Genomic DNA, 23,349 nt, shown 5'->3' on the forward strand with positions numbered 1-23,349 from the left:
GGTTTTCGAGCAAAGTTAGCAATTTCTCTCGATTTAGGGCAAAAGAAAAGTCGGAAATGAAAAGAATTCCCTTCTCATCTCCGACTTTTACAGAAAGTCTAGTTTATTTGGCGTATTCCTTCAGTCCGTTGCGAAGGAAGTTGACGTAAGCATCGATATTCTCATCGTAGCTGCGGCTGGGGCCGATGGGGGTGCCGTTGCCGTCGAGCAACACATAGAAAGGCTGAGCGTTGGCGCCGAACTTGGTGCGTTGCAGATAGCTCCAGCGGTCGCCTACCGTGCGGAGGGTGGTCTGTCCGCCGTTTTCGTTCACCACGATAGGTTCGGGCAACTTGGTCTTGTCGTCAACATAGAGCGAGATGAGCACATAATCCTTGTTGATGATGTCGCGTACCTTGGCATCGTGCCAAACGGCCATTTCCATTTTACGGCAGTTCACGCAGCCAAAACCGGTGAAGTCGATGAGTACCGGCTTGTTTTGCTGACGGGCGTAGTTCATTCCGGCTTCGTAGTCGGTGAATTTGGCTTCCACCTTCACCTGATCCAGATTGAAGTCCTGCGTAGTCATGGGCGGTGCAAAAGCACTCACTGCCTTACAAGGTGCCCCCCACAGTCCCGGTACCATATAGATGGCGAAGGCCAAAGAGGCGATACCCAAGAAGAATTGGGGCACGGTCGTGTTGCGCTCATCGGCATCGTCGTGAGGGAACTTCACGAGTTTGAAGAGGTAGAGCGCAAGGAGGGTGAAGAGCGCAATCCAAAGGGCGAGGAAAGTTTCGCGGTCAAGCAAACGCCATCCATAGGCTAAATCGGCCACGGAGAAGAACTTGAGCGCAAAGGCCAGTTCGAGGAAGCCGAGCGTCACCTTCACCGTGTTCATCCACGAACCACCGCGACTGGTCTTTTTGAGCAGTGTGGGGAAGAGGGCAAAGAGGGTGAAGGGCAGGGCGAGAGCGAGAGCAAAGCCCAACATGCCGATGGTCGGCGCCAAATTGCTTCCGCCCGAAGTGGACACTTCTACCAGCAAGAAACCGATGATGGGGCCGGTGCAGGAGAAGCTCACCAAAGCCAGCGTGAAGGCCATCAAGAAGATGCTCAACAAGCCCGTTGTGGACGATGCTTTGGAATCGACGGCATTGCTCCACTTGGAGGGGAGGGTGATTTCAAAGCCACCGAGGAAGGAAGCACCAAACACCACCAACATCAAGAAGAAGAGGATGTTGAACACCGCATTGGTCGACAGGTCGTTGAGCGCCGATGCTCCGAAGATGGAGGTGATGATCAGCCCGAGCGCCACATAAATCACGACAATCGAAATGCCGTAGGTGATGGCGTCGCGGATGCTCTTTTTGCGGTCGCTGCTGCGCTTGATGAAGAAACTTACCGTCATCGGAATAATCGGCCAAACGCAAGGGGTGACCAGCGCGAGCAAACCGCCCAAGAAGCCCAAGCCAAAGATGACGAGGAAGCCCTTGTTGGTCGTGCCGTGCTCGTTGCCGCCGAAAGCTTGCAGGCGGTCGATGACGGGAGTCCAAAGTTGCTGTGCGGAAAGGCTGTCCATCGGAGCGACAGCCGCCAGGCTGCTATCGGGTGCTGCGCTTTTTGGGGTGGCTGCCGAGTCGGATTTTAGCAACACGGCAGCCTCCATAGGGTTTGCACCAGACTTTTCGACGGCAGCGGCTTCGGCCGCGGTCTTGTTGGGGCCGTCACTGCCGGAAACGTTGCAGTCCACATTGGTCGGGGGCAGGCAGTTTTGGTCGTTGCACGCGCCATAGGTGAGATAACCTTTCAGCGAATAGTCCTTCGCTGTCAGTTCGACGCGCTGAATGAACACCGCGGTTTTCTCAAAATAAGTCACGGGCATATCAAAAATCGCATCGTGCTTCTTCTTGATACCGGGGCCTTCTTTAAGGCCGCCTTTGAGACGAACTCCTTTGAGTTGGTCGGTACCGAAAGTGGCACGGGTAGGGCCACCATCTTCGATGTTCGTGCCGTAGATGTGCCAACCCGAGGCGGCCTTACCGCTGAACACAATATCTATCTCGGTGGGACTGACGCGCTTGTAGCTCACGCTAAATGAGATTTGCGCCAACGCCGACACCGTCGCTCCGAGAAACACGAGGAGCGAAAGGAAAAACTTACGTTGCATAAGTAGGTCTTCAAAAATTAATCGTAACTATCTTCTGCGTAGGATATTCTCTACTTTGACACCATCTTTGTTTCCCTTTTCCGCCATCTTGCCTTTGTCCATCAGTCGTGTAGCTCGCTACACTCCTTCCTCACAAAGACGACTTGACGAAAAATTGAAACAAATATAGAAAGCAGATGATTTTATTCGCCGTAGATTTCTTTGAGTTTGTCGCTCAGTTGTTCTCCACGGAGGCCGAAAGCGATGATTTCGCCCTTAGGTCCTACGAAGAGCGTGGCAGGGATGCCCGAAATGCCATAGACCGAAGCGGCTTCACTCTCCCACCCTTTCAGGTCGGAAATGTGGTGCCAGGGCAGGTCGAGCTTCTTGATGGCACCGGTCCAAGCCATCTTGTCGCGGTCGAACGAAACGCCCACAATGTCGAACCCTTTGCCTTTGTACTTGTCATAAAGTGCCTTCACAGCCGGCATTTCTGCGCGGCAAGGTCCGCACCAGGATGCCCAAAAGTCCACAAGCACATAGTTGCCCTTACCGCAATAGTCCGAAAGACTCTTCACGATGCCGTTGGGGTCGGGCATTTTCAGGTCGGTATATTGCAGACCGGGCATACGACGCTTCCCGGCTTCCACTCGCTTCACGATGGGAGCGAGGAGTTTTTCTTTGAACGATGCCGGATTGAGGGCGGCAAGGGTTGCCAAATCGCTCTCTTCCAGCAAACTGCCATATTGTGCCACGAGGATGGCGGGAAAGCGCTCGGTGAGGTTTTCGCTGACAGCACGCTTGGCAATATCGCCGATTTTGTGGACATTCTCTTCGTAGAGGTTCTCTTTCGCCTCCACCTCGGCATTTCTTTCGCCGGGATGGGCTTTGAGATAGGTCACGGCGTCCATCACGCTCGCCAGCAGAGGAGCAATCTCTTTCGAATAGCTGTTGAGTTTCGCGTTTTCAGGCGTACCGCTCACCACCTGTGTGGCGAGATCTACACTGATGGCTCCATCGAGCACCACTTCGGTGCTCTTGCCCTTGTCGTCGCGCACAAAGGCAAATACATCACCTTTGGCATCGCCGTCAAACTTGAACGTCCCATCGGCGGCCACTGCCACAGAGTCGGCATTTTGATGGGCCACGTTAAGAAGATAGGCTGTTTTTGCACCCGCAGAGGCTTTGCCCGTCACGGTGTAGCGTTGTGCAGCGCCTGACAATGTGCAGGCAGCAAAGAGGAGAAAGAGGGAGATTTTTTTCATATCGTTAAAATGTGATAAGTAGAGAGGAGTTCTCAATCAAAAATAAGGTATTCGACACCAACGTGGAGCACCGGCAGACATGATACTACCACCCGCCTACACGTAACCACGTAGGATGCAGCAAGTCCCCGAAGGGGGCGAATATCGATGATGAGGCTGCTGTGGAAAAGGCGCGCGCAGCATCCTAAAATAGAAATCGCGGAAGCGACAAGATTTGACGGCAAAAATAAGGTTTTCCGCTGACATTCACAAACATTTTACGTTCTTTGGCTCAAACCACGAGGCGGAGTTATTCAAAAAGCGAGTCTCCTACGGACAGAAATCCCGCAAATCGGCTCACATCCTACAAAATGACAACTTCACCCGATACTCGTTCCCTCTGTTTAGATATAGACATCTCGCCGGCGAAATCAGCCGGAAGAACCAGACTTTAACACAAGTTTAACACTTTCCGTCCCCCCCATCTACACAAACCTCAAATGGAGTAGAATCTACCTCTGAGGTAGTTTCATCTATCTCTGAGAGAAAAATAATTATCTCTGAGCAAAATCTGCACTCCTCACGTGCGCGCCATACACTACACGATTTCCCTGTATTTTTCCTTCACTGCCTTCACCCCAACAGATAAATCCCTCAAAATCAACACCTTTCCAATACGTCAGAAAGAAAGCCGAGACCCACACCTCGGTGAAGGCAATCTCCCCTGTTGCCTTCACCCACAACTCCCTGCATGACAGCAAGATAGCTCAACAGGTGAAGGATTGAAGGAGAAAAACACGAACCATACAGGGTATACGCGTGCGCGCGAGAAGCGATGTTCCACCCTAAAAACCTACCGATACATGGGCAAAATCCTCAAAAGCGGTAGCGGAGGGCCAGCGCCAAATCGTGTTGTTGCGGCGAGAAGATTTTCTGCATGTCCTGCCCGATGGTGGCACGGTCAAAATAGCGTGTCCAGCCCCAGCGGAGGTGCACACGAAGGTGGGGCGAAGGCTCCCAGTGGCCCACCAAAGCCAGCGCACAGCCACGGCCCGAAAACTGAGGAAAAGCCCCCACTCCCGCCAGTTGGGGGAGGTAGGCATAGAGGCGTGTGGCATGATTTTCGGTGAGAAAGACGCCCGCAAATGCACTGAGGCGCACGGCACGCCCGAAGGTGCGCCCCACACGTGCAGAGCACATACCGCCCCAAGTGGGGTGGGGATGGGTCTGCCGATGATGGGCCGCCACATCCATGGCCAACTGCCAAAAGCGTCGGGACGTTTCGGATCGCAGCTGCCATCGCAGGTGGTGAGTGATTTGATACTCCAAATGTGGGGCATGGCGGGGAATGTTTTGTTGCCGTGCTTTGACATGATAGCGCAGGGTGTGCAAGAGGGCATCTCGTTGGTGATAGACCGCCTCCCACAGCACCCCGAAACCTTGGGAGGCCGTATCGGCTCGAAAAGTGGGTTGCGGAAAGCGAAAGACATCGATGAAACCACGCATTTCGACACGAGGGAGGCCTTCCCACTGCCACCCGAGGAAAGCCCCCATCTCATTTTGCGTGTGGGTGCCCTGTTGCAAAGTTTCGCCCAGCGGAGAAACAAACGCCGCCGACAGCCACCGCAGTTGGGAAGTCAGACGGAAGGCTGGATGCAGCTCCATCTGCGCGGTGTGGGTGGTCGCCCAATGGCCTTGGGCATCTACGGCAGTTTCGCCGGAAAGATACCATTTTCGTCCCGCCCATCCATAATCTACGCTCATCCCATACGCCGACCGCCCACGCAGGGAGTGGAGATTATAGAGTTTGGGGCGGGGAAGGACGAACTTGTCGTAATGCTGCGCATAGGCATTGAGGCCGAAAGTGCCACGCGGGTTGCGCCATTCGAGACGACTGCCGAAGGTGAAGACGCCCACCACATTGCGGCGCGACAACTCGCGAAGGGAGCGGTGCAACCCCGAGGTCAAAAAAGAGCGCACAGTGTCGCCCTCGGTGCGGCCATCCCGCTGACGGTGGCTCACCAGCACTTGCCACGCCCAGTGCCGTCCCCGGATCGCAACCGCCGCACCACGCAAAAACTGCACCTCGTCGCTCCCGGTGTGGGGCGACAAGCGTGCAGTCGGATAGGAAGGTTGTTGTAAGAGTAAGAGCGGCGAGCGCAGAAATTGTCGCCCTATCAAGAGCCCCTGCCCCCACTTCGCGCGGTAGTCGCCGAGGAAGAGTTGCCGACGGCTGCCGGTGCGACCGAGGACAAGATGGAAGGAGGTGAAGTCGTAAGGGCGATTGCCGCGCATGCCAAAGGGTTCGCCCACATCGTTTTGCAGCGTCAGGCCATAGTTCACCCCCGTGCGATGGGCATAGCGATAGCGCAAGGTGTGGCCGAAACGGTGACCGAGGTAGAGGGTTTGCGGATTTCGGGCGGTTCCATCGGGTTTCAGTACCGTAAATCCTGCCCGACGATAGAGCGGAAAGTCCGCGCACAACTCCACCTGATGATGTCCGCCAAAAGCTCGTTCCCGCCAAGTCGGTGAGGGACTTTCGGGCGGGTCGACAAAGACGAAGAGCGAGAGCCATCGGCGCTCGGTGTAGGAAAGTTGGCGTACGAGCATCAACTCTCCCAGGGAATGGAAGCCTTTGAGACGGCCGCGATAGGCCACGATGGAATCGGCTTGTTCAGGGCGGAGGAAGGGAATGACCAGCAGTTCGTCGCGCGTCACGGAGTTGAGCGGCAGAGGGTGCTCATAGAGCGCCAGCAAGTCGTCCAACTCTCCACTGCGCGTGTCGGCCGGCAGCAGCACCTCTTCCTCCTCGCGCGGCAGCAGATAGTCCGTGGCAAAGTCCTCCCACGAGATGAAGGTCTCTCGCTGCGGCACATCGGCCACCTGTCCCCACAAGGAGCAGGGCAGGAGGAACACGAAGCAGCAGAGCATCGTGCGCAAGACGGAGGACAGGCGCACACTCATGGGCAGAGGGGATTTGGGCTAAAAGAGCTTGAATTGGCCCGTCAAGTCGTCCATGATGTCATCGCTCGTCTGGCGGGGAGGAGCAACCACATTTTCGTTATTGTCGACGGTTTCATCGGCACTTTCAGGTTCTTCGGCTTCAGCATCAGGTTCGGGGTGTCGGGTCGGTTCCAACTCTTCGACCTTGGCGATGCCGAAAGTGGTCACGCGCTTGCCTTTGGCCTTAAATCCCTTGACCGCGATGAACTCTTCGGCATCGACCTCGATGGGCTCACGGAAATCGTCGGGGGCGGCAAACTCAACACGGAAGCGCGGATAGGCTTGGTCGGTGAGGGCCATCAAGCGGCAGTTGGGATTGTCGCCCAAGAAGTTGAGGTGACGGGTTTGGGCCGTACGCTCAAAGTTGAAACGCTTGATGTAAAGGTAGTTGTCGTTGTCGGCATCGATGAGGACGGCCGTCCAGACCTTTTCTTCCGAAAACTTCTCCACGCGGAGCAGGCCGGTGGCTTCATAGTGGTTGTTGGGGTCGAAGGAGGTGGTGTAGAAATCACCGTTGTCGAGCACCACCAAAACTTGGTCGTCGGAGTGAAATTCGCCCAGATAGGCGCCGCGCTCGTCGAAGTTGATGCGCTGGACATCGTGGTCGAACCACACTTTGCGCCCGCCGAGAGTGGAACCGCCGTGGGCTTTGAGCGTGATGCGATGGACATCAAGCCGGGTGAGGAGATTGCCCTTCGTGCTGCGCCCTTTGACGGCGAGCTCGGAGAAAGACTTCTCGAAGAAGATGCGGCGCAATTTGGGATTGGGCTTGAGCGTCACCTTGATGGTTTCGGCCTCTCCATTGGGATTGGCACTGAAATAGTAAATCTTCGAACCGGGGTTGCCGGTGGTCAGGTCGTACTCGCGCTCATGAGAGAGGTTGGTCACGTTGAAGCGCTTGATGTAGAAAGCGCCTTCTTTTCCATCGCGATAGGCCACATTGTAGATGGTGCGCTGGTCGTTCTTCTTAAACACCGCGATGTGGACGACCTCGGCTTTCCGCTTCTCCGCCTTGGAACGTTCCGTCTCCCCAATATAGACCTTTTCGGCCACACGCGTCACCTTGTAGGTGCCATCGCGATAGAAGATGATGACGTTGTCGATGTTGGAACAGTTGTCGATAAATTCGTCCTTTTTCAAGGAAGTTCCCATAAATCCATCGGCCCGATTGATGTAGAGTTTTTCATTGGCCTCCACCACTTTGGCCGCCTCAATGGTGTCGAACGATCGCATTTCCGTGAGGCGCGGGTGGTCGGCGGCATAATGGTCGAAGATGTACTGAAACCAGCGGATGGTGACGTCGGTCATGTGGGCCAGGTCGTGCTCGATTTCGGCGATTTCGGCCTTGATGCGCGCAATGAGTTCGTCGGCCTTGGCCTTGTTGAACTTCAGGATGCGGGCCATCTTGATTTCGAGCAAACGAAGCAAGTCGTCGCGAGTGACTTCACGCACGAAATCCTTTTTGAAAGGTTCGAGTCGGGTGTCGATGTGAGAGAGAGCGGCTTCGAGATCGGCGGCATTCTCATAAGCCTTGTCCTTATAGATGCGCTCATCGATGAAGATGCGCTCAAGAGAGGCAAACATCATGCTTTCGAGGAGTTCGCCGCGACGGATTTCCAACTCACGGCGAAGCAGTTCTTTGGTGCTTTCGACATTCGACTTGAGCACCTCGCTCACCGTGACGAAACGCGGCTTGTCGTCGTCGATGATGCAGCAGTTGGGCGAAATGCTCACCTCGCAATCGGTGAAGGCATAGAGTGCATCGATGGTCTTGTCGCTCGACACGCCGGGCGCCAAGTGGATAAGGATTTCCACCTTTTCGGAAGTAAAATCCTCAATCTTCCGAATTTTGATGCGTCCCTTTTCGGCCGCTTTCTTGATGCTTTCGCTGAGGGTGTCCACCGTTTTTCCATAGGGAAGTTCGGTGATGGCAATCGTTTTGCTGTCGCGCTTTTCGATGCGCGCCCGCACCTTCACACTGCCTCCACGGAGACCGTCGTTGTACTTGAGAACATCTATCAAACCGCCCGTTTGGAAGTCGGGATAGACTTGAAATGCCTCTCCACGCAAGTAGTGGATGGCCGCTTGACAGAGTTCGCCAAAATTGTGAGGAAGGATTTTGGCACTGAGCCCGACGGCAATGCCTTCCGCTCCCTGAGCAAGAAGGAGGGGAAATTTGACGGGGAGCGCCACCGGTTCTTTGTTGCGCCCATCGTAGGATAGTTTCCACTCCGTGGTCTTGGGATTGAAGAGGACATCGAGGGCAAACTTGGTGAGGCGTCCTTCGATGTAGCGCGGGGCGGCAGCTTCATCGCCGGTGAGAATGTTGCCCCACGAACCTTGGCAGTCGATGAGCAGATTTTGCCGCCCCATCTGCGTGAGGGCATCGACGATGGAGGCATCGCCATGAGGGTGAAATTTCATGGTTTCACCGGCGATATTCGCCACTTTGTTGTAGCGTCCATCATCCATACGCTTCATGGTGTGAAGTATGCGGCGTTGCACGGGTTTGAGCCCGTCGCCCAAATGAGGAACGGCACGCTCAAGGATGACATAGGAGGCATAGTCAAGAAACCACTTCTCGTACATTCCCGTGAGCGGGTGTACGCTGATGGGGCCTTCGCCTCGGTCTTCGGTTTTGGGGTCGTAGGTGGAATGTTCGAGCACTTCGGACACTTCGTCCTGTGCTTCTGTATCTTTGAAATCTTCACTCATGGTTCGGATATTGTTGGACATGAAGGAGTTTTAGGGGTTGCCGCATCGGTGTGAGCGGCTTCGAGTGATGTGACATTTAGACATCGACAATGCGGGCTTCGGCAGGATGGGGAAAGTGGGCATCGTGGCTCACAACGACAATGGCGCGCTGGGTGTGTTCTTCGGCAAGCGTGGCATAGAGTTCGCTTTTGGTGGCATTGTCAAGATGCGTGTCCGGTTCGTCGAGGAGCAGTAAATGGGGCTGGCTCACCAAAGCTCGTGCCAAGAGGGTGCGTTGCCACTGCCCGCCACTGAGGGCTTCGATGGGCTGATGGGCCAGGGCTTCCAGTCCGAAGCGTTGCAGGATGGACTGCACCTGCTGCCGATGGGCGGAGGTGTAGCGTTGCCACCAGCGGAGCTGCGAGAGCAAGCCCGAACGCACGGTTTGCTCGACGGTGATGGGAAATCGGCGGTCGATGCTGCGATATTGCGGCAGATAGCCGAGGGTAAGTCCCGGTGCGCGCTCCACGCGTCCCGCCACAGGTGGCAAGAGGCCGACCATCACTTTGAGCAGGGAGGTCTTTCCGCCGCCGTTCTGCCCACGCAGCACGATGAAATCGCCGGAATGGATATCGAGTGAAAAATCGCTCAGGATGGGGCGACCTTCGTAGGCGATGTTGATGTGTTGAAGAGAAATGAGCATCATGGGCGGTAAATAGGTCTTCAAAATTAATCGTAGCTGTTTTAGTCGTAGGTAGTTCTCTACTTTGATACCATCTTTATTTCCCTTTTCCACCATCTTGCCTTTGTTCATCAGTCGTGTAGCCCGCTACACTCCTTCTTCGCAAAGACGAGTTGACGAAAAAGGGGAACAAATCTATTATCAACTAATTCTGAACATCTACTTATCTATTGAACCAAAGATTTGGCAATGTGGAGCATCTGCGCATCCCACTGATAGTCCAACGGCGAGATGCTCACCACGCGACCACCGATGGCTTCAGCGATGCGGCGAGCGGCTCGGCCGGAGTGTTCCGTCTGGATGAAAACGACTTTCACATTTTCACTCTGCGCCCGATGGATGAGTTGCTGCATCCGCTCGGCAGAGGGCTCTTTTCCATCGGTTTCAACGGACATCTGCTGCAATCCGTAGTCGCGGGCAAAGTAGCCTAACGCGGGATGATAAATCAAGAAGGTACGGTGTTGCAGGTTGCGCAATGTGGCCCGGATCTGAACATCAATGCTGTCGATATGGGCCAGCAGACTATCGGAACGATGGGCATAGAACGCGGCATTGGCAGAATCCAGTTCAACCAAAGCGTGGCAAATGCGTTTGACAATGGCCCGCGCTGAAGTGGTGGAGGTCCAGGTGTGGAGGTCGACGCCATCGCTGTGCAGATGGCCATGATGCTCGTCCGTGCAGTTGGTTTCATCGGTGGTCATCAGCGGAATGCTATCGGAAACATTGACCGTAACGAGTTCAGGGGCGTTTTCAGTCAGTTTTTGCAAGCGCGTCTTCTCCAGCCCCAAAGTGCCCACGGTGAAGTAGGCGCGGCTATCGCTCACCTCCACCACTTGCTGAGGGGTGAGTTCGTAGGTTTCAGGACTGGCACCGGTAGGAACGAGGGTGGTAACAACAAATTTGTCGCCGGCTACATTTTCCACGAAATAGCGTAGCGGTTCTATACTCACGGTGAGACGTTGTCCACCGGTGAGGGCTTCACCACAAGACGCCAGCGTCAAGGGAAGCAGACAGCAGAGGAGAAGCTGAGAAATCTTGTGCATAAATCCGAGAGTGAATCGTAAGGTAAAGTCTGTTGAGACAAGCTGTCAACCTGTAGTTTGAAAGTGTTACAGCGAAAGGAACTCCCGCCTAAAAGAGCGTCATCGCTCCCGTCATCGTGGCGATAATCGCCCAGTATCTCACCAATTTTCCCACAAAGATGGTGAGCAACGAGAGGGGCAGATTGACCCGCAGAAAGCCCATCGCCACCGTAATGAGTTCGCCGAGAACGGGCAACCAGGACAGCAAACCACCCCAAAATCCGAAGCGCCGGACATAACCTTTGCCCCGCTCCAACTGTTCGGGCGTCACCTTCACCCAGCGCTCAATCCACGCTTCGCGCCCCAAACGGCCGATGCCGTAGTTGAGGGCCGAGCCGAGGGTGTTGCCGAGGGTGGCAGAGAGCAGCAGTTCGAGCGGTGCCACCCCGGCCGCCACCAATCCGGCCAAAACGAATTCGGACGAGAGTGGGAGGATGCTGCCGGCCAGAAAGGCGGAAATGAACATCCCCGCCACGCCATAGTCGATCAGATATTGTAGAAAAACCTCCATAAATCAAGATATTGAATGCCTCCGAGCGCCACCAACAGCACCAGCCAGCACCAGAACCACAGGTTCATCAGACGCCCACGTGCCAAAGTGAAATAATGCCCGACAAAAGGGGTCATATTGACGATGAGCAGCGGAATCCAATGTGCATCATCCGTTGGGTAAGCCGCCATAATCAGGAGCAGCGGCAGGAACTGCACCAGCAAGAGGTAGAAATATTGCCGCGTACGGATTTTGTCGTTGTAGGCCGTGCGGAGGAAGTGGAGCAGGCTCACCAAAGCAAGGAAAATCAACAGGCCCGGTGCCACCCAATGGTGAGGAGGAAGGGCAGCGTAGTCGGGTATGTCCACAATCAGATAGTCCCTCCAAAGTGCAAAAAACTTCTGCCCCGCCTCGGGCTGCCACACCAAATAGGGGGCATAAAGCCAATAGGGCAACAGCCCCCCCAAGAGGCCACCAAAGAAAGCGCGCAGCGTGAGAGCACGCAGCTGAGCATAGGTGGAGATGAGCAAGAAGGGCACAAAAAGCAGCAAGGGAGGATAGGACAAACTGCCCAAACTGATGAAGAACATCGCGTGGAACACAATGCCTTGTACTTGATAAGCGCCATAGGCACGAAATAGCACGAAATAGCTCACGAGTAGCGCTGCTGCCGGGACAACGGCCCAGTTGAGCACATGGAGGTTCGGAAAGAGCGCCATGAGGGTGAGAAACACCACGCTGTTCATGCGCGAGCGGATGCGGATGAGTTGAAACTGGTTGTTCCATTCGGCCACGATGAGCGTCATGGCTGCCATTACGCCCAGCCCTCCCCAAAGATACAGGTTGCTCACGTCAGGAAGCATCCAAACCACCGACACCAGTAGTGCCGTGATGGGGAGCGAGGCGAGACTTTGACTCACTCGGTTGCGGAATTTCTGTTCGTGCATAGCTGTTCTACTTTATGGCGATTGATGCCGAAAGGCGAAGAAACTTACAAACCTAAGTCAAACCCGATGTCACGGCGGAAATACTTCCCTTCGTAGTCGATTTGAGCCGCACCACGCATGGATTGCTGCAACGCCTCAGCGGCTGTCGACCCATAGGAGCTGACCGCAATGACACGGCCACCGGCAGTGACGAGTTGGCCATCGCGCAGCGCCGTACCGGCATGGAACACCACGCTGCCTTCGACCTCGGTGTGGGACATCACACGCCCTTTCTCATAGTGTTCGGGATAGCCTGCACTCACGCACATCACACACACCGCCGGACGAGGGTCGATGGTGAGCGTGCGGGCATCCAAGTCGCCGGTGGCTACGCCTTCGAACAAATCCACCAAGTCGCTCTCAATGCGCAACATCACACTTTCGGTTTCGGGGTCACCCATTCGGCAGTTGTACTCAATCACCTTGGGAGTGCCATCGCAGTTGATGAGCCCGAAGAAGATGAAGCCCTTGTAGTCGATGCCTTCGGCCTTCAACCCCTCTACCGTGGGGCGAATGATGGTTTGCTCCACACGCTCCATCCATTCGGAAGTGGCAAACGGCACCGGAGACACCGACCCCATACCACCGGTGTTCAGGCCGGTGTCGCCCTCCCCGATGCGCTTATAGTCCTTGGCCTCGGGCAACACCTTGTAGTGCGTGCCATCGGTGAGGACGAAAACGGAACATTCGATGCCCGAAAGAAACTCCTCAATCACCACACGGCTGGAGGCGTTGCCAAACTGCCCTCCAAGCATCTCATGCAGCGCACATTGCGCTTCTTCCAGCGTGGGGAGGATGAGCACTCCTTTTCCGGCACAAAGGCCATCGGCCTTGAGCACGTAGGGAGCCTTGAGCGTTTCGAGAAAACGGCAACCGTCTTCGACTTGTGTGCCATCGAACGTGCGGTAAGCTGCCGTCGGGATGCCATGACGTTGCATAAAGGCTTTGGCAAAATCCTTCGAGCCCTCCAGCACTGCTCCGGCCTTGGAAGGCCCGATGACAGGGATACGGCACAAATGCTCATCGTGCTGAAAGTAGTCGTAAATGCCCTTGACCAGAGGATCTTCAGGGCCCACGACAACCATATCGACCTGATGGTCGATTACAAAACGGCCGATGGCGTCAAAATCATCGGCTTTGATGGGCACATTCTCCCCCACTTGGGCCGTACCGGGATTGCCGGGAGCAATGTAGAGATGTTCGATTTTGGGACTTTGTGCAATTTTCCAGGCCAGTGCGTGTTCGCGGCCGCCCGATCCGAGGAGTAGGAGTTTCATAAGAGTGGGGATGAGGGATAAAATAAGGACGAGGGGCGACCGATACCATTGTGCCTCGGTGCTCCCGCAATAGGGTTCAGGGTTTGGATAGCAGTGCTTTGTAGCGTGCCGGGTTGTGCAGCACTTCGAGTGCGGTGCGGAGGTCGTTGTCGTCACGCAACTGATATTCCACAGCACCACGTTGCCCATAGGCGTTGCTTACGATGGTGGATTCGATGAGTTCGACCACTTCTTTCTTCCAAAGTTGGAGGTCGTCGGTGAGGTGATGCGTGAGTTTGGCCTCGAGCGCATCGAGTTCGGCTTTCGCCCCTTGTGCATAGCCTTCAAAGGCAGCCAACCGGCGCACACGATCGAGGGCGTGCTTCGTTTGGTTGTCGTAGGTAAAATCGCTTTTGCTCATGAACTGCTTAAACTCCTCAAACTCCGCATCGGTGAGGTGGAAGTCAGCTGCAGACGCCAGTCGCTTGTGGGTGTTGCAGTAGAGCGCACCGTAATCGAACAGCGCATCCGACGCCGAAAGGTAAGAGATAAGATTGGGCAAGGAGTCGAGTTTCACTTCGATGTCGGGCTGAATGCCTCCCCCATCTTTCACGGGTCGGCCGGCCTCGGTATAGAAAGTTTTGGCCAACGAATCGGGCAGGTGCATCGGCTGCCCGTCGGCACCACGATGCTTGAAGTCGTAAGCCTGCACGCAACGCCCGGAAGGAATGTAGTATTTCGAAGTGGTCACTTTGAGCATCGTGCTGTAAGGCAAGGGGCGGGGCGCCTGCACGAGTCCTTTTCCATAGGTGCGTCGGCCGATGATGACGGCACGATCGTAGTCTTGGAGCGCACCAGAAGTGATTTCCGCCGCCGAGGCCGTGGCATAGTCCACCAGCACGACCATCGGCATTTGCGTGTCGAGGGGTTCGTCGGTCGTTTTGAGGCGCGAGTTGAGTGCCGGATCTTTGGCTTTCGTTTCGAGAACGAGCTTGTTTTTCGGCAAAAAGAGGTTGACCACCTTCACAGCTTGGTCCATCAATCCGCCCCCATTTCCTCGCAAATCAAAGATGAGACGCTGAGCACCATCGGCTTTGAGTTGTTCGATGGCTGCACGGAGATCGCGAGCAGTATCTTCGGTGTAACTTTCCAGCAACACGTAGCCGGTACTATCCGGCAATACGGTGTGGAACACCACCGAGGGGCGCACAATTTTCTGGCGTGTGATGCGCATACTCACGGGCTGCGCCACGCCAGGACGCTGCACGGTGAGCGTGAACGTTGTGCCGGCCTGCCCCCGCAACCGCTGCGTGACGGCATTGCTGTACTCACCTTTGCTTTGTTTGCCGCAAACGCCCACATCTTTGCCATCAACTTTGAGAATGACATCGCCCGAACGCACACCCGCCTTGTGGGCAGGCATTCCCATGTAAGGACCGTCGAAAGCACAACGGTCGGAAGCTTTATGATAGCGAATGGGCGAACCAATTCCGGCATACTTTCCGGTGGTCAGGGTACGAAGCTCATCGGTGCGGTCTTCCTTATAAAATTCGGTATAAGGATCGAGGTTGCCCAGCATATAGAGGATGGCATCGCCCACGGTCTTCTCGGCATCCAGCGTGTCGACGTAATAGAGGTCGAGGTCGCGATAGAGAGCATTGAAGATGTCGAGCGCTTTGGACGTCTCAAAATTATGGTTTTTCTGCGCATGAAGCGGTAGTAGGGCGAGGGCGAAAAGGAGAAAGGAGTAAAGTGATTTCATGCGATGGAGGAAATAAGCAGGATTATTGTTCATGGCGCAATTCATCCCAGACGGAATCCGGGAGTTTCGTCCCCAGCACTTGGATGACGGCAGCGGCACAACGTGCCCCTTGGCGCAGGCAACGTTCGAGATCGGTGCCTTGGGCATGACGCAGTAGAAAACCACCGGCAAAGAAGTCGCCCGCTCCTGTGGTGTCGACCACCTCCGGCACAGACACCGCTGGTACTTCCGCACGCCGTCCCCGCTCAATGGCGCAAGCCCCTTGAGCACCGAGTTTCACAACCACCGTCGGGCAATGTTGAGCCAGTGCTTCAAGTGCCTCTCGCGCCGGAAGCCCGGTCATGGCTCGTGCCTCTTCTTCATTGGCAAAGACGATGTCGGTCTTTTTCAACAGGTGCACGAAGAATTCACGATCAGCCTCAACAATGTTCCAAGAAGCCAAATCAAGGCACACCTTTGCTCCGGCCTGTCGAGCCAAATCCACTGCGGTGTCAATCAGTTCGTGATTTTGCACCAGATAACCTTCGATGAAGAAATAGCCGGCCTCGGCAAACCACTCTTCGCGCAGTTCTGCCGCGTGCATCGTAGCCGCTGCCCCAAGATAAGTGGCAAACGTACGATGTCCGTCGGGCATCACAAACGTAGTGGCCACGCCCGTAGGGAGTTCGTCGTCATAGAGCGCGATGGGTTGCACACCTTGCGCTCCTCGTTCACGGGCGTAAAACTTTCCATTGCTGTCGCGACCTCGCTTTCCGATGAAAGTGGCCGCACCTCCCAAGCAGGCCACCGCCAACAAGGTATTGCCAGCCGACCCACCCGTACTTCTCTCTACCTCAAAGCCTTCAAGGCGTTGCACGATATGGTGGTAGGCAGGTGTGTCAATCAGTGTCATCCCGTCCTTGGAAAGACACAATTCCTTAATAATTAAATCATTATCTATTTTTACTAAGGCATCTACGAGGGCATTGCCGATGCCAAGAATCTGCTTCATGAAAAATTTTTTACTACTTTTTCCTGCAAAGATAGTGCTTTATTCAAAATAAAGTGCTACTTTTGCACCGCAAACAGCAACAAGATGTGCATTTTTTCACCTTTTCTTGCTGCTCCATTTCTTGCTTCAGTAGCTCAGTTGGTTAGAGCACCTGACTGTTAATCAGGGGGTCGTTGGTTCAAGCCCATCCTGAAGCGCACACCGCCCGTCCTTGGCGGTTCATCAGAAAGGACATCTGCTTCAGTAGCTCAGTTGGTTAGAGCACCTGACTGTTAATCAGGGGGTCGTTGGTTCAAGCCCATCCTGAAGCGCAACGCGCAACACTCGTACGAGTGTTGCGCGTTTTTGCGTAGTGTACTTTCATCTTGAAAGTACAAAAATTGAACGTGAGAGAACGTTTTCGTTCAGAAACGCACGAGGCGGGTTCCGTCGGGCTGCTCCTCAATCTCCACTCGGAGGGCGGTTTCGGGGAGGAGCGGTTCGATGAGTTCGGGCCATTCGATGAAGCAGGGATGTCCCGAGTAGAAATAGTCGTCCGTACCGATGTTGTAGGCCTCATCGAGGGTCTTGATGCGGTAGAAGTCGAAGTGATAAATGGGAGATTGGAGCACCGCACTATCGTATTCGTTGACGATGGCAAAAGTGGGCGAATTGACCACATCGTCCACCCCTAAGGCTTGGCAAAGGGCTTTGACAAAAGTGGTCTTTCCGGCACCCATTTTTCCATAGAAAGCCAAGACGTTGCGGCGCGCATCGCGCAAGTCGACCGCCGCCAAAAAAGTTTGGGCGGCTTGGTCGATATGTTCAAGAGAGGTGATTTTGATTTCCATCATACGAAGTTAAATGTGAAGTCGAATGCGAAGTTACGATTTTCTGCCCACTTGTTCTCGCTTTTCACTGTTTTTTGTGTGCAGCAAGGGAGCGAAGGAAAGGGAAAGATGTCGCTGCGTGGCAGAGTTCAAGGCGTTTCGTCCTCCTCCGCCTCAGAGAGAGCCGCGATGTTGCGCTGCAGTCCGGCATATTTGGCGCGCTTCACGGCCGACCCTTTGAAGAGCCGCTGATAGGTTTCGACACTCAGCGTGCGCCAGTCGTCGAGCGTCATCTGCTGCAACTCCTCGGAGGGATAGAAGGCCGCTTCGGTGGTGGGCTGCGCACGGCGGTTCCACGGGCAGCAGGTGGAACAACGGTCGCAACCGTAGAACATCTCTCCCATCTGTCGGCCGACGCCCTTAGGAAGCTCACTGCCGCGATATTCGATGGTGAGATAGGACAAGCACCGCCGCGCATCCAAGCCGCGCTCAGAGAGCGCCTGAGCAGGACAAGCCGTCAAGCAGCGTGTGCAGTTGCCACACCGATTGGGCACGGGCGTGTCGTAGCGGTCGGCCGGAAGCGGCAGAAAGAGTTCGCCCAGGAAGAAATAGCTTCCTGCGCCGGGGATGATGAGTTGGCGGTTTTTGCCAATCCAGCCCAGGCCGCCGCGCCACGCCCAATAACGCTCGTCCACAGGGGCGGTGTCGACAAAAGCGCGAGCACCTTCGAGCGATGCAGCGCCATAGGTGTCGGCAAGGTCCACCAGCCACTCGTTGAGACGGGCTTTCATCACGTCGTGATAGTCGCGACCACGGGCATAGCGGGCAATGGGGATGTGGTCGGTGGCAGCGGCTTCGGGGGTGAGGGTGTTGTAGTTCATCGCCACCGAAACGATGGTGCGCACGCCCTCCACGAGCAATCGTGGGTCGCGACGCTTGTCTTCGTTGCGCTCCAGGTAGGCCATTTCGCCATGAAACCCCTCTTGCAGCCACGCTTCTCGCTGTGCCACACGTTCGGCCGAGAGGGGTTCGGCAGGTGAGAGTCCGACGGCAAAAAAGCCGAGGCGCAAGGCTTCGGCTTTCAAGTGTTCAGAAGAGAGGAGGAGATTCATCAGAAAAAGGTGGGTGTAGGCTTTTGAAACGTGTGTCCGACAGCGCCCCCGCACAGGGCCGGGCCTACTCGTCAAACACTTTGAAAGTGTAGTTTTCATCGCGCAACCACTCAATGGCGGCCGGGAGGGCCGTGCGGAGCTTGTCGATGCTCTTGAGCGAATCGTGAAAAGTGATGATGCTGCCCGGTCGCGCATAGCGCTTCACGTTGTTGAGCACATCGGCAGCAGTGAGACGGCGGCTGTAGTCGCGCGTCACGACATCCCACATCACGATACGGTAGCGACTGAGGAGAGCGTAGTACTGCGTCCACTTCATCCAGCCATGAGGCGGCCGGAAGAGGTTGGTGTGGAGATAGTAGTTGGCACGCTCCACATTGCGCACGTAGGAGCGGATGCCGTGGAGGTGGCCCGAAAGGTGATTGTAAGTGTGGTTTCCCAGCCGGTGCCCTCGCGCCTTGACCATCTCAAACTCTGCAGGGTGCTTGCGGATGTTGTCGCCCACCATGAAGAAGGTGGCTTTGATACCGTAGCGGTCGAGCACCTCCAGCACCCAGGGTGTGACCTCGGGGATGGGGCCGTCGTCGAAGGTCAGATAGACCGCTCGCTCCCGAGGATCCATCCGCCACAGAGCGTGGGGATAGAGCCATCGGAGGAGGGAGGAGGGTTGTTCGATGAGCATGGAGCCGAGAGTGCTGATGAACTTAGTCTACGTAGTCTGCGGGAGAATACATGCCGTCGGCTGTGCCCTGACGCTCATGGAGTTCGCGCTGACGCTCCTGCATCATGCGGCGCGTGAGCATCTGCCCGCCGGGAGTGTTCACCCATCGGTTCAGATAACTCTTGTAAGCCGCTGCTTGCTTGGAACCGCAGTTTTCCAGCCCCTTCTCCACCGCCACAAGACTCATGTAGAGGCGGTAGATGGCAGAGAAACTATTGTCGAGCGAACCTTCGCTCATCGTGTTGTACCACTCGAGATACTGGCGTGTGGTCTTGCCCACGGAGAGGAGGATGCGTTCGGCCTCATCGGTGCGACCCACCTGACGCCAGTATTCCGGCATCTTGAAGAGGCCGTTGTCGAAGTCGTAGCCAAGCGACATGAAGTCGTAGGGCACGTTGTACTCAGGCAGTTCGGCTTTGCACTTTTGGAGAGCACGGAGGGCTTTGTCCTTCTTGCCTTCACGGAGGAGCTGACCGACGAGTTCAACAAACTTTGCCCGATGGGTGTAGCACATGCGCATCACCGTTTCGTCCACGTAGATGCCCTTCTGCTTCATGTTGCCATAGCGGAACTTGCGCATCATGTTGTCGTACATACGGTCGCTATCGAGACCGTTGCCGCCCTTGATGGTGTAGGGCACGATGCGGAAGGCAAGTCCTTCGAGCATGAGGTTGTTGTCCAGTCCGGCATAGTTTTCCGTGCCGAGGGTGGTGCTCATGTAGAGGGGGCGCGTCCAGTCGTGGTTGGCCAGCATTTCGTAGACCATCATTTCCGACTTCGTGACAAGGCGCTTGCCGCGGAGGGAGATGTTGATTTTGTCGGGGATACTGTCCTTACCGCCCACGAGCTTCATTCCGCTCTTGAGCACCGCAGCCTTGTCGACCGTCATCACGATGGAGTCGGTGGGGATGTAGCCGTACTCGGGGTTGCGCACGAAGTGATCGATGATGTAGCGCAATTCGAAGGGGTCGTCCTGCTTGCCTTGGGCGCGCAGTTGGGCTTTGAGTTGGAGGAGAAGGTCGTTGCTGGGATGAACGCGGAAGAAGTCGTTCCCCATGTTGTCGACATACTCCCAGCGCTTCCACGTGATGGGGAGTCCGGGGCTGTTCCAAGCCGGACGGCGCATCTGGTCGGTGTACCAGTCGGTCTGGAGATAGGAGAGGTTGCAGACGCGGGCATCGGTACGCGTGCCCTCCACATCCTGGCCGTACCAGAGGGGGAAGGTGTCGTTGTCGCCGTTGGTGAAGATGATGGGCGATCCTTTCTCGTCGAGTGAGTGGAGATAGTTGGCGCCGAAGTCGCGGGCCGCATAGCGGTCGGAGCGGTCGTGGTCGTCCCACGTTTGGCTCACCATCTGCAAGGGCACCGCCACACCGAGCACCGCAGCTACACCGGCGGCAATCGTGGGCGAAAGTTTTCCAAGACGACGCAGTCCATCGGCAATCGCTGCCACACCGAGACCAATCCAGATGGCAAAGGCATAGAACGAACCAGCATAGGCGTAGTCGCGCTCACGAGGCTGTTGGGGCGTCTGGTTGAGGTAGAGCACGATGGCCAGCCCCGTCATGAAGAAGAGGAAGAACACGACCCAGAATTGCTGCACACCGCGCTTCCCGCGATAGGCTTGCCAGAAGAGGCCGAGCAGTCCGAGGAGGAGGGGGAGCATGTAGAAGACGTTGTGCCCCTTGTTGTCCTTCAACACGTCGGGCAGCTTTGACTGATCGCTGTGCAGGAGGAGATTGTCGATGGGGGTGATGCCCGTGATCCAGTTGCCGTGGTCGAGCTCACCGTGGCTCTGGATGTCGTTCTGACGCCCGGAGAAGTTCCACATGAAGTAGCGCCAGTACATGAAGTTCACCTGATAGGAAAGGAAGAAGCGGAGGTTGTCCACCTGCGAGGGCATTTCGCCATCGATGGTTTTTTCCTGTCCGTCTTCGGGGTCGACGAAGGTCACATCGGTGGCGTGCAAGTCCACCCCACCCAACCAGTCATTGTAGGCTTGTGCGTGTGCACGGCTGTACATGCGAGGGAAGAGCATCTTCATGCCCGAGGGATATTCGGGCTTACCGCCCACTTTCACAATGTCGTAGCGGTCGGGTTCGTTGGGATTTTTCTTCTCGTGGCGCTGCACCTGTTCGTCTTCGCTGTATTTGTAGGGCAGGGAGGTGAAGGCTTCGCCATAGAAGAGGGGGCGCGTGCCGTATTGCTCGCGGTTCAGATAAGTGCCGAGGGTGAAGATGTCTTCGGGCGAGTTCTGATCCATAGGAGTGTTTTGCGTGGAGCGCAGCACGATGAGGGCATAGGAAGAGTAGCCCACCATGAGCATGAGCATGCACAGCAAGGAGGTGTTGAGGAAGCGCTTGCGGATGACGTACTCTCCCTCACGCTTCCAGAAGAGCAGGGCATAGAGCGCAGCCAGGAGGACCACTCCCAAACTGAGAGGACCCACGTAGCCATGGCCGTAGAAGGGGATGCCGAGGAGCGCCACACTGGCCACGTAGAGCCCGACGGTGAGCCGACGGTTGTGGCGTGTGGTAGCCCAGATGGCGGTGCTCACCACAGCAATGAGGGTGAGGATGTAGATGACCATTCCGGAGTTGAACGGCAGGCTGAGTCCGTTGACAAAGAGGAGTTCAAACCAGCCGCCCACTTTCACAATGCCGGGCACGACACCGTAGAGCACAGCGGCCACCAGCACGATGCTGACGCCTAGCGCGAGAAGCGAACCTTTGAGATTGGCTTCGGGGGTCTTCTTGTAGTAGTAGACCAGCACAATGGCGGGCAGGCAGAGGAGGTTGAGGAGGTGGACACCGATGGAGAGTCCGGTGAGATAGAAGATGAGCACCAGCCAGCGGTCGGAATGAGGGGCGTCGGCATTGTCCTCCCACTTGAGGATGAGCCAGAACACCAGGGCGGTGAACATCGAGGAGTAGGCATAGACTTCGCCTTCCACAGCGGAAAACCAGAACGTGTCGCTCCACGTGTAGGCCAAAGCGCCCGTCACGCCGCAAGCCAAGATGGTGAGGGTTTGTGCGGTGGTCTGCACGATGCCATCAGCGCAGATGAGCTTACGCGCCAAATGGGTGATGCTCCAGAAGAGAAACAAGATGCAGAAGGCCGAAAGGAGGGCACTCATCACGTTGATCCAGTAGGCCACCTGCGAGGGGTCGGAGGCCAGATGCGAGAAGAGATTGCCGGTGAGCATGAAGAAGGGTGCACCGGGCGGGTGTCCCACTTCGAGCTTCATGGCCGTGGTGATGAACTCGGGGCAGTCCCAGAAGGAGGCGGAGGGCTCTACCGTTGAGATGTAGGTGAAAGCGGCTATCGCAAAGATAACCCAGCCTACGACGTTGTTGAGAAGTTTGAAGGTTTTCATTGAATGAAAAGGTGAAAATTGCGTGTGTACAGTTGGCGACACGTTTTCGCGACACGTCACTTTATCCTGCAAAAGTACGAAGTATTTTTGAATATGTACTGCTGCAACCGTCAAAAAACAAAAAAGTAGTTGGATAAATCGGCCGTCAGCGCGTCCTCTCCTCCGGTCTGTCCCCACTCACCAATGCCGGGGTGGAGTATGAAAAAGAGGGTGTTTCGCTCAGAGGTAGTTGTATTTATCTCTGAGATAGTTTTCGTTTTCTCTGAGGTAGTTTCATTTATCTCTGAGGTAGATAAAACGTGCGTTGAAGTGCAGGGTGTCGTTGCCCACTGCTCCTGTATTTTCCCTCGCGCGCGCGCGTACACTACACACATTCGTGTTTTTTGCCTTCACTGCCTTCACCGATTTACGGATTGTGCCGAAAATCTGCGTTTCCGGGTGAAGGCAGACTTGCCTTTGCCTTCACCCACAACCATCTATTGCACAGACATTTATCCACAGCGATGAAGGAGTGAAGGCAAAAAAATCTACACTATTGTAGTAGGGGATGCGCGTGCGCGATAGCCGGTCAAAAGACCTGGGCTTTACGCCCTTCTCTCATTTAGGAACTACAGTTTGTCTATCCAACTTGAGAGGAGACCTGTTTGACATCTTGGCGACACATTTGCATAGACTTGAAAGATGGTCCGGTTTTGCAGATTATGTGTCGCTGAAGGCGACATCGCAAGCGCATTCCCCGTATCCGCCCAATCGAACAAATATAAAACCTCATGAAACCTCTGCTGAAGAAGGAGATTTGAATACTTTGATTCGATTTGCAGGATTTCTCGCTCAACAGAACGACTAAAAAAGAAGATTGCTCCAGAAAAGAGGCAAAGAAAGCGTCCATACAAGAACCCACAGTGTTAAAACCATGTTAAAGTCAAGAGCAAGTGGCGGTTTTGGAATGCGAGATG

At 55.4% G+C, this 23,349-nt stretch carries 15 protein-coding genes and 2 tRNA genes; 2 read left to right on the forward strand and 15 right to left on the reverse strand.

Annotated elements, in window-relative coordinates; all coding sequences use genetic code 11:
* Window positions 1–103 precede the first annotated feature (103 nt).
* The 11 genes from H8527_RS08365 to H8527_RS08415 form a co-directional block, all read right to left on the reverse strand.
* Window positions 104–2,149, reverse strand: coding sequence for a protein-disulfide reductase DsbD (locus tag H8527_RS08365; protein WP_187547314.1), 2,046 nt, complete (start codon window positions 2,147–2,149; stop codon window positions 104–106).
* A 182-nt stretch (window positions 2,150–2,331) separates the two neighbouring features.
* Window positions 2,332–3,393 carry a TlpA disulfide reductase family protein gene (locus tag H8527_RS08370; protein WP_187547316.1) on the reverse strand — a complete coding sequence of 354 codons (1,062 nt, stop codon included), beginning with the start codon at window positions 3,391–3,393 and terminating at the stop codon, window positions 2,332–2,334.
* 855 nt (window positions 3,394–4,248) lie between these two features.
* Window positions 4,249–6,336: a hypothetical protein gene (locus H8527_RS08375; RefSeq protein ID WP_187547318.1), complete on the reverse strand. Its 2,088-nt coding sequence runs from the start codon at window positions 6,334–6,336 to the stop codon at window positions 4,249–4,251.
* 18 nt (window positions 6,337–6,354) lie between these two features.
* Window positions 6,355–9,090: a DNA gyrase/topoisomerase IV subunit A gene (locus H8527_RS08380; protein ID WP_187547341.1), complete on the reverse strand. Its 2,736-nt coding sequence runs from the start codon at window positions 9,088–9,090 to the stop codon at window positions 6,355–6,357.
* Window positions 9,091–9,166: 76 nt separating this feature from the next.
* Entirely contained in the window at window positions 9,167–9,796 is a 630-nt protein-coding gene (locus H8527_RS08385; protein WP_255498557.1) for a metal ABC transporter ATP-binding protein, read from the reverse strand.
* 182 nt (window positions 9,797–9,978) lie between these two features.
* Complete coding sequence (locus tag H8527_RS08390) at window positions 9,979–10,854, reverse strand: metal ABC transporter solute-binding protein, Zn/Mn family (RefSeq protein WP_187547320.1); 876 nt, start codon at window positions 10,852–10,854, stop codon at window positions 9,979–9,981.
* A gap of 88 nt (window positions 10,855–10,942) precedes the next feature.
* Window positions 10,943–11,404 (reverse strand): YqaA family protein, encoded by a 462-nt coding sequence (locus tag H8527_RS08395; protein ID WP_187547323.1) that lies wholly within the window; start codon window positions 11,402–11,404, stop codon window positions 10,943–10,945.
* On the reverse strand, window positions 11,380–12,330 hold the full coding sequence (locus H8527_RS08400; protein ID WP_187547325.1) for a hypothetical protein: 951 nt from the start codon (window positions 12,328–12,330) through the stop codon (window positions 11,380–11,382). The genes H8527_RS08395 and H8527_RS08400 overlap by 25 nt, the downstream gene beginning before the upstream one ends.
* A gap of 44 nt (window positions 12,331–12,374) precedes the next feature.
* Window positions 12,375–13,646, reverse strand: a complete 1,272-nt coding sequence (purD, locus tag H8527_RS08405) for a phosphoribosylamine--glycine ligase (RefSeq protein WP_187547327.1) — start codon at window positions 13,644–13,646, stop codon at window positions 12,375–12,377.
* A 76-nt stretch (window positions 13,647–13,722) separates the two neighbouring features.
* The gene (locus tag H8527_RS08410) at window positions 13,723–15,420 is read right to left on the reverse strand and encodes a S41 family peptidase (RefSeq protein ID WP_255498558.1); all 1,698 of its coding nucleotides are present in this window, start codon (window positions 15,418–15,420) and stop codon (window positions 13,723–13,725) included.
* A complete protein-coding gene (locus H8527_RS08415; RefSeq protein ID WP_187547329.1) occupies window positions 15,410–16,378 on the reverse strand; it encodes an adenosine kinase in 969 nt (322 codons plus the stop codon). Before H8527_RS08415 ends, H8527_RS08410 begins: the two co-directional genes overlap by 11 nt.
* A 123-nt stretch (window positions 16,379–16,501) precedes the next feature.
* On the opposite strand from H8527_RS08415, the gene H8527_RS08420 reads away from it, so the two are divergent.
* A tRNA-Asn gene (locus H8527_RS08420) sits at window positions 16,502–16,575 on the forward strand.
* Between the two features lie 40 nt (window positions 16,576–16,615).
* Window positions 16,616–16,689, forward strand: a tRNA-Asn gene (locus tag H8527_RS08425).
* A gap of 93 nt (window positions 16,690–16,782) precedes the next feature.
* Here H8527_RS08425 and tsaE read toward each other — a convergent pair.
* From tsaE to H8527_RS08445, 4 genes are all read right to left on the reverse strand, one after another.
* Window positions 16,783–17,208: a tRNA (adenosine(37)-N6)-threonylcarbamoyltransferase complex ATPase subunit type 1 TsaE gene (gene tsaE / locus H8527_RS08430; protein ID WP_187547347.1), complete on the reverse strand. Its 426-nt coding sequence runs from the start codon at window positions 17,206–17,208 to the stop codon at window positions 16,783–16,785.
* A 128-nt stretch (window positions 17,209–17,336) separates the two neighbouring features.
* Window positions 17,337–18,299 carry a tRNA epoxyqueuosine(34) reductase QueG gene (gene queG, locus H8527_RS08435; RefSeq protein WP_187547331.1) on the reverse strand — a complete coding sequence of 321 codons (963 nt, stop codon included), beginning with the start codon at window positions 18,297–18,299 and terminating at the stop codon, window positions 17,337–17,339.
* Window positions 18,300–18,363: 64 nt separating this feature from the next.
* Window positions 18,364–18,978, reverse strand: coding sequence for a polysaccharide deacetylase family protein (locus H8527_RS08440; RefSeq protein ID WP_187547333.1), 615 nt, complete (start codon window positions 18,976–18,978; stop codon window positions 18,364–18,366).
* Between the two features lie 22 nt (window positions 18,979–19,000).
* Window positions 19,001–22,393: a DUF2723 domain-containing protein gene (locus H8527_RS08445; protein ID WP_187547335.1), complete on the reverse strand. Its 3,393-nt coding sequence runs from the start codon at window positions 22,391–22,393 to the stop codon at window positions 19,001–19,003.
* Between the last annotated feature and the right edge of the window lie 956 nt (window positions 22,394–23,349).

The organism is Alloprevotella sp. Lung230, assembly GCF_014385435.1.
GTDB lineage: Bacteria > Bacteroidota > Bacteroidia > Bacteroidales > Bacteroidaceae > Alloprevotella.